This is a genomic window from Sphingorhabdus sp. (genome assembly GCF_041737645.1).
Classification (GTDB): domain Bacteria; phylum Pseudomonadota; class Alphaproteobacteria; order Sphingomonadales; family Sphingomonadaceae; genus Sphingorhabdus_B.
The window spans coordinates 1-6,719 of sequence record NZ_JBGSRI010000027.1; the positions used below are offsets into that span (position 1 = coordinate 1).

The window sequence follows — 6,719 nt, forward strand, 5'->3', positions numbered from 1 at the left end:
AACACCGTTGTGCGGGATCGAGGTCACGTCGCGGATCGACGTGATGGTGAACCCGACGGCTTGCAAGGCACGCAGAGCCGATTCACGGCCTGAACCCGGGCCCTTGACTTCGACTTCGAGCGTGCGGACGCCATGTTCGGCGGCCTTCTTGCCGGCATCTTCTGCGGCGACCTGTGCGGCATAAGGGGTAGACTTGCGGCTGCCCTTAAAGCCCATGGTGCCAGCCGAGGACCAGCTGATCGCGTTGCCCTGGGCATCGGTGATCGTGATCATCGTGTTGTTGAAGCTGGCATTGACATGGGCAACACCGGCCGAAATATTCTTGCGTTCCCGCTTTTTAATGCGCTGTGGTTCGCGTGCCATAAATTGTGTATCCTATTCGAAATATGCAGAAAAAATAAGGTTGGGCGGGGCCCGGTCTTATTTCTTTTTGCCAGCAATTGCCTTGGCCTTGCCCTTGCGGGTGCGCGCATTGGTATGCGTGCGCTGGCCACGGACCGGAAGACCCTTACGGTGGCGCAGGCCACGGTAGCAGGCGAGGTCCATCAGACGCTTGATGTTCATCGATGTTGTCCGGCGAAGATCGCCTTCTACGGTGTAACCCGCATCGATGGTTTCGCGGATTTGCAGGACTTCGGCATCCGAAAGATCCTGCACACGACGGCTTTGATCAATTCCCAGCTTGTCCGCGATCTCGACCGCTTTTGTGCGACCGATTCCGTGAATGTAGGTAAGCGCAATGATCACGCGCTTGTTAGTTGGTATGTTAACCCCGGCAATACGAGCCAATTTAATTACTCCTGCTCCACAGGTGCCCCGAAGGACGAACCCTATCTCAACGCTAAATTTACCCAAGAACGCACAAAAACCAGCGGACGCCTTGCAGCGTTGCTGGGATTGCCAGTTACTAGGAATGTGCGCGGCGTACAGTGAGTCGCCATTTCTGTCAATAGGCTGAGGCCGTCATCCCTTGCCTTTTGTTTTGGTCTTGCCGCTGGCCGCATATTCTTCGATGAACTCGATAATCTTGCCGGCTATGTCTTTGCCACTGGCCTTTTCAATCCCCTCGAGTCCGGGAGAGCTATTGACCTCCATGATGACAGGGCCATGATTTGATCGAAGCATATCCACGCCCGCCACGTTCAGACCCATCGCCCGTGCGGCCCTCACGGCGGTTGATCGTTCTTCCGGCGTTATGCGAATGGCCTCCGCCGAACCGCCCCTATGGAGATTGGAACGAAAATCCCCTTCGGCACCTCTGCGTTGCATCGCTGCAACCACCTTGTTACCGATTACAAAGCAGCGAATATCGGTCGCATTTGCTTCCTTGATGAATTCCTGCACCAATATGTTCACGTTCGCGCCGCGAAAAGCCTCGATCACGGAACGCGCCGACTTTTCGGTTTCGCCCAAAACGACGCCGATACCTTGGGTACCTTCCAATAGCTTGATGACGACGGGCGCTCCGCCCACCATTTTTATGACTTCATCGGTTTGCTTTGGATCATGTGCGAACGCGGTAACAGGCAAGCCCAGGCCTTTTTTTGCCAATATCTGCAACGATCGCAATTTGTCACGCGACCGGCCGATGGCCACACTTTCATTCAAAGGCCAGACATTCATCATTTCAAATTGGCGTAACACGGCGAGGCCGTAAAAAGTGACTGACGCGCCAATACGGGGGATAACCACATCATATTTGCCGAGCTTTTCGCCTTGATAATAAGCCTCCGGACGATGCGAGGTAATGTTCATCGTCACACGCAACGTGTTAAGCACGTCAATCTCGTGCCCACGCGCAACGGCCGCCTCCACCAGTCGTTGGTGGGAATATAAGTTGGCGTTTCGCGCCAACATCGCGATTTTCATCTGAATTTTATTCCTTATTCCGTCGGCTTGCCGAGAACCCAACGCCGTCCGCTATTGACCAGAAAGCCGCGCCTTAACGCCCGCCGTCCAATTAGCAAGGGAAACGCCATTGACCGCCGGTTTGCCAAGGTGAGCTGTCCATTCCAGCAAAGCTTACCGAAGCAAAATTGCGCGGAGATGACATAGCGTTCCTGTTTTTCTCCATTGGAACTTCTCACCACCCTGCGGTCAATTATCGCCGCTTCGTATCGCTTTGGCTTTTCACCTGCGTTCAAACGGAACCAAAATTCAACACTAGGCACCCCATCACGCATGATAGGTTTAACCCGGGTCGCATGAATCGATGATGTCGCGGCGCCGGTATCCATTTTTGCATGGACCTGGGTCAGGCCAAGGCTTGGAATATCGACCATTTCACACCAGCCTATCTCGGCTTTCTTAATCAGGTGTTTTTTGGTGATGACCGACATTGATGGCTATTGGGGGCTTACATCGGGTTGACCATCCGATGTCTCAATGCCGGAATTGTTACTGCCGCTTTCCGGTGCTGCTATCGGCTCCGCATCTTCGAGATTTTCGAGATCCAGGGAAAACCCGTCGGGCGACGCAAGGTTCTCGTCTTGCGAAGGTTTGTATGGAGATAGCAAATTTCGGAATTGCTCCCCCAAAACCTTGTCCACGGCGGGTGCGATTTCGGCGACTTTGTAACGCATGTAGCCGCCGACGACGTAAGAGAAGCTGATCTTTGTCGTCGTGCCGTCTTTCGACGGTTCCATCGCAACGGTAAGTGTTCCAGTGACCGCTTCGGATTGCAGCGGGCCTAAGGCGCCTTGCATACGCAGGACCTTGTGGGGTTGCGCGAATATCACGCGCATATGTTCGACGCTGCCCACCGTTTTCAGCCGGCCATCATCACCCTTCTCCTGAAATAGCTCACAAAAGCAGCCATTGGCCTGCGCATCGATGTAAAAGCCATCGCTCGATCCCGACCAGCTATGCGCCTTGCTCCACCAATCTTTCGGCGCGATCAGGCGTTTCCAGATTTCTTCCGGCTTTGCCTCGACCGCGGTGAGATGGACAACATTAAAGCCGGCGTCCGACGAAGCTTTCACTTCGGCAAACGCTGGAGAGGAGAGAGCAACCAACAAGGTTGCCGCCAAGAGGGAAATTTTCATGAACCGGTTTTTGACGTCTCGCGGTCTCAACCGCAAGACACAAAACCACATTTCAGCCAATGATCGTTTCAATCGCCTTTGTGACGTCTGCAATCGTAGCCATGCCATCGATCCGCCGAACCAGACCCCGCGCGTCGTAAATGGGCAAGATTGGCGCGGTCTTGGCGCGATACTCGGCCATCCGCGTCCGGACCGTTTCTTCATTATCGTCGGGTCGGCGCTTGAATTCGGTAGATCCACAATTGTCACAAACGCCGTCTTTTTGCGGCAATTTGTAGCGGTCATGATAGCCTTCACCGCATGACCCGCAAGTGAAGCGGCCGGTGATGCGATCCACCAAGGCGTCTTCGTCAACCTCAAGCTCGATCACAAAATCAAGCGTCCGCCCACGTTCCGCCAATATCCTGTCGAGCGAATGCGCTTGTGCAGCCGTTCGCGGATAGCCGTCGAATATAGCGCCCTGGTCGCGTGGCATTGAGTCCAGTTTTTCACCGATAAGATCATCCACAATATCATCGGAAACAAGGCCACCGGAATCCATCACTGTGGCTACCCGATCGCCGAGCGGGGTTCCTGCTTTACGCGCGGCACGCAGCATGTCGCCGGTCGAAAGCTGGGCCATGCCATACACATCAACCAAATGGCTTGCTTGCGTGCCTTTTCCCGCGCCTGGCGGCCCCAATAAGATGATATTCATGAAACGCCCTACCCCCAATCGTTCCGATGCCCCAGTTTACCGGGTGCGGCCACCTTTAAGTTTCGCCTTTTTGAGCAAATCGCCATATTGATGTGCGAGCAAATGACTTTGAATCTGGGAAATCGTGTCGATAGTGACATTCACCAGAATCAACAAGCTTGTACCGCCGATCGCAAAAAATTGCTGTTGGCCGGTTTGCGCCATGACATAATCCGGCAGCAAGCAGACGAGCGTGAGATAGGCCGCGCCCAAAACGGTGATGCGGGTAAGAACGTAGTCCAAATAGGATTCCGTGTTTTTCCCGGGCCGGATGCCCGGAATGAAGCCACCCGCTTTTTTCAGATTTTCAGAGGTTTCTTCCGGGTTGAACACAACCGCGGTGTAGAAAAAGCAGAAAAAGACAATACCGAGCCCGTACAGAAGCAAATATACCGGCTGTCCGTGCGCTAGATATTGATTGAGGGTAATTACAAAATCGCCCATCGCGCTTTCGCCAGCGACTTTATTCCCGCCCAGCTGGGTTATGGTGATTGGTAACAACAGCAAAGAGGACGCGAAAATTGGCGGAATTACGCCAGCAGTATTGATCTTGAGCGGCAAGTGGCTGCGATCGGCCTGCATCATGCCGCGCTGTGTCGCGCGCTTTGGATATTGGATAAGAACACGGCGTTGGCCGCGCTCCATGAAGCAGATCAAAAGTGTCAGCGCGACAAACATGATAATAAAGCCGACGATGACAAAGCCGCTGATCGAACCGGTCCGTCCACCTTCCAGGAGATTGACGACGAGACGCGGTAATTGCGCGACAATGCCCGCCATGATGATAAGCGAAATACCGTTGCCGATACCACGTGACGTGATTTGTTCACCCAGCCACATCAGGAACATGGTGCCGCCGACAAGGCTGATGGTCGCGACAACCCGGAACATGAGACCCGGCTCCACCACCGCGCCAATTCCATTGGCCGCCGCCAGACTTTCGAGACCCGCCGCGAGGAAATAGCCTTGCAAAGCTGTTAGAAATACCGTGCCGTAGCGCGTGTACTGGTTCAGCTTCTTACGCCCGCTTTCGCCCTCTTTCTTGATGGCGGCAAGGGTAGGCGACAATGATGCCGCAAGCTGCACAACAATAGACGCCGTAATATATGGCATCACACCAAGCGCGATGAGGCTCATCCGCTCCAGGCTTCCGCCCGAAAAGGTGTTGAAGATATCCAGAACACCGCCAGCGGCATTATTTGCATAAAGCGCGGCTTGTGCGACCGGGTCGACGCCGGGCAAAGGAACAAAGCTCAACAAACGGAAAATGATGAGCGCGCCAATTGTAAACCAGATGCGGTTTTTCAATTCTGTCGCTTGCCCGAACTTCGAAAGATTGAGGTTCGAAGCCATTTGGTCGGCTCGAGATGCCATGTGTTACTTTCCTTGTTCCCGGATCAGGCGGGCATCGCATTCATCGCGCTGCACCGCTTGGTCCCAAATTTTGTCCGACATTCATCGAATATCCACCGGAAATGTCAAACCCCGCCAGCCCATATCGGGAAGCGGGGCTGGCATGACAAGAGCGAAGTCGCCGTCGCCTGTCTTATTTTGCGCTTTGGGCGTTCTTCGCGGCGTTTTTGACCGACGATTTTTTCGCCGCCGCCTTTTCGGAAGCCGAAACCTTCACGATAACGTCAACCTTGCCGCCTGCTTTCTCAACCGCTTCAACAGCAGCTTTCGAAGCGCCGGCGACCGAGAAATTGACTTTCGAGGTCAATTCACCCTTGGCCAGCAAACGGACGCCATCCTTGCCACCACGGGCAAGACCGGCGGCCTTGAGCGCAGCGTGATCGACAACAGCCTTGATGTCGATTTTCTTGGCGTCGATGAACTTCTGGATCATGCCCAGATTCACTTCGGCATGGTCTTTGGCAAAAATATTGTTGAAGCCGCGCTTTGGGATACGCATGTGAAGGGGCATCTGGCCACCTTCAAATCCGGCGATCGAAACACCGGAACGGCTGGTCTGGCCCTTTTGGCCGCGACCCGAAGTCTTGCCCTTGCCCGAACCGATACCACGGCCCACGCGCATACGACGATGGCGGGCGCCTTCATTATCCTGGATGTCATTCAATTTCATATCATGCACTCGCTTTCGCTTTACTACGCGCCTCTATCCCGTAAGCGGGAGAGAGAAAATTTATTTCTGCACCTCAACCATGTGCCGGACCGTCTGGATCATACCACGTATTTCGGGGGTATCTTCCAGTTCAACAACGCGGTTCATCTTGTCGAGGCCAAGTCCCTTCAAAGTTGCGCGCTGCGAAGCGGGGCGACGGATCGGCGAACCGGTCTGCTTGATTTTAATCTTCGCCATGTCAATTACTCCGCAATAGCTTCGGCGTCGGCTTCAGCAGACTTGCTGCCACCGCGACCCAATAGATCGGCGATTTTCTTGCCACGACGTTGCGCTACCGATTTCGGGCTTGTCTGGTCGGACAAGGCCGCAAAGGTTGCGCGGACCATGTTGTACGGGTTCGACGTGCCGACCGATTTGGTCACAACGTCCGCAACGCCCAATGATTCGAACACGGCGCGCATTGGACCACCGGCAATAATCCCCGTACCGGCAGGTGCCGAACGAACGGTGACGTTACCGGCTCCAAAATGGCCACGGCCATCATGGTGCAATGTGCGGCCATCTTTCAATGGAACGCGGATCATCGATTTCTTTGCAGCCGCGGTTGCCTTGTTAATGGCCTCAGGCACTTCGCGCGCCTTGCCATGTCCAAAACCAACGCGACCTTGTCCGTCACCGACTACAACGAGCGCAGCAAAACCAAAGCGCTTACCGCCCTTTACGGTTTTGGAAACGCGGTTGATATGGACAAGCTTTTCGATCGTACCATCATCTTCTTCTTGTGCAGGGCGACGCTCGTCACGACCGCCACGGCCACGGCCGCGACCTTCACCACCGCCACCACCGCCGCCGCCGC

10 protein-coding genes are annotated in these 6,719 nt (G+C 54.7%); all 10 read right to left on the reverse strand.

What is annotated here, in order from left to right; all coding sequences use genetic code 11:
- On the reverse strand, window positions 1-363 hold a 363-nt coding region (gene rpsK, locus ACEW72_RS03385), incomplete at its 3' end, for a 30S ribosomal protein S11 (RefSeq protein WP_373474973.1).
- A 57-nt stretch (window positions 364-420) separates the two neighbouring features.
- A complete protein-coding gene (gene rpsM, locus ACEW72_RS03390) occupies window positions 421-789 on the reverse strand; it encodes a 30S ribosomal protein S13 (RefSeq protein ID WP_373474974.1) in 369 nt (122 codons plus the stop codon).
- A 174-nt stretch (window positions 790-963) separates the two neighbouring features.
- A complete protein-coding gene (gene rimK, locus ACEW72_RS03395; RefSeq protein WP_373474975.1) occupies window positions 964-1,869 on the reverse strand; it encodes a 30S ribosomal protein S6--L-glutamate ligase in 906 nt (301 codons plus the stop codon).
- A 14-nt stretch (window positions 1,870-1,883) separates the two neighbouring features.
- A complete protein-coding gene (locus ACEW72_RS03400; RefSeq protein WP_373474976.1) occupies window positions 1,884-2,339 on the reverse strand; it encodes an ATP-dependent zinc protease in 456 nt (151 codons plus the stop codon).
- A 6-nt stretch (window positions 2,340-2,345) separates the two neighbouring features.
- The gene (locus ACEW72_RS03405) at window positions 2,346-3,044 is read right to left on the reverse strand and encodes a hypothetical protein (RefSeq protein WP_373474977.1); all 699 of its coding nucleotides are present in this window, start codon (window positions 3,042-3,044) and stop codon (window positions 2,346-2,348) included.
- A gap of 52 nt (window positions 3,045-3,096) precedes the next feature.
- Window positions 3,097-3,741, reverse strand: coding sequence for an adenylate kinase (locus tag ACEW72_RS03410; RefSeq protein WP_373474978.1), 645 nt, complete (start codon window positions 3,739-3,741; stop codon window positions 3,097-3,099).
- A gap of 36 nt (window positions 3,742-3,777) precedes the next feature.
- Window positions 3,778-5,154: a preprotein translocase subunit SecY gene (secY, locus tag ACEW72_RS03415; protein WP_373474979.1), complete on the reverse strand. Its 1,377-nt coding sequence runs from the start codon at window positions 5,152-5,154 to the stop codon at window positions 3,778-3,780.
- A gap of 172 nt (window positions 5,155-5,326) precedes the next feature.
- Window positions 5,327-5,863 carry a 50S ribosomal protein L15 gene (gene rplO / locus ACEW72_RS03420; protein WP_373474980.1) on the reverse strand — a complete coding sequence of 179 codons (537 nt, stop codon included), beginning with the start codon at window positions 5,861-5,863 and terminating at the stop codon, window positions 5,327-5,329.
- Window positions 5,864-5,923: 60 nt separating this feature from the next.
- Window positions 5,924-6,100 (reverse strand): 50S ribosomal protein L30, encoded by a 177-nt coding sequence (gene rpmD, locus ACEW72_RS03425; RefSeq protein WP_373474981.1) that lies wholly within the window; start codon window positions 6,098-6,100, stop codon window positions 5,924-5,926.
- Between the two features lie 5 nt (window positions 6,101-6,105).
- Window positions 6,106-6,719 (reverse strand): 30S ribosomal protein S5 (gene rpsE, locus ACEW72_RS03430; RefSeq protein WP_373474982.1); only part of this gene is annotated, 614 nt, incomplete at its 5' end.

Coding starts and splice junctions, on each gene's coding strand:
- rplO (WP_373474980.1), bottom strand. CDS start 5,863: ATGAAATTGAATGACATCCAGGATAATGAAGGCGCCCGCCATCGTCGT.
- ACEW72_RS03410 (WP_373474978.1), bottom strand. CDS start 3,741: ATGAATATCATCTTATTGGGGCCGCCAGGCGCGGGAAAAGGCACGCAA.
- rimK (WP_373474975.1), bottom strand. CDS start 1,869: ATGAAAATCGCGATGTTGGCGCGAAACGCCAACTTATATTCCCACCAA.
- ACEW72_RS03400 (WP_373474976.1), bottom strand. CDS start 2,339: ATGTCGGTCATCACCAAAAAACACCTGATTAAGAAAGCCGAGATAGGC.
- ACEW72_RS03405 (WP_373474977.1), bottom strand. CDS start 3,044: ATGAAAATTTCCCTCTTGGCGGCAACCTTGTTGGTTGCTCTCTCCTCT.
- rpmD (WP_373474981.1), bottom strand. CDS start 6,100: ATGGCGAAGATTAAAATCAAGCAGACCGGTTCGCCGATCCGTCGCCCC.
- secY (WP_373474979.1), bottom strand. CDS start 5,154: ATGGCATCTCGAGCCGACCAAATGGCTTCGAACCTCAATCTTTCGAAG.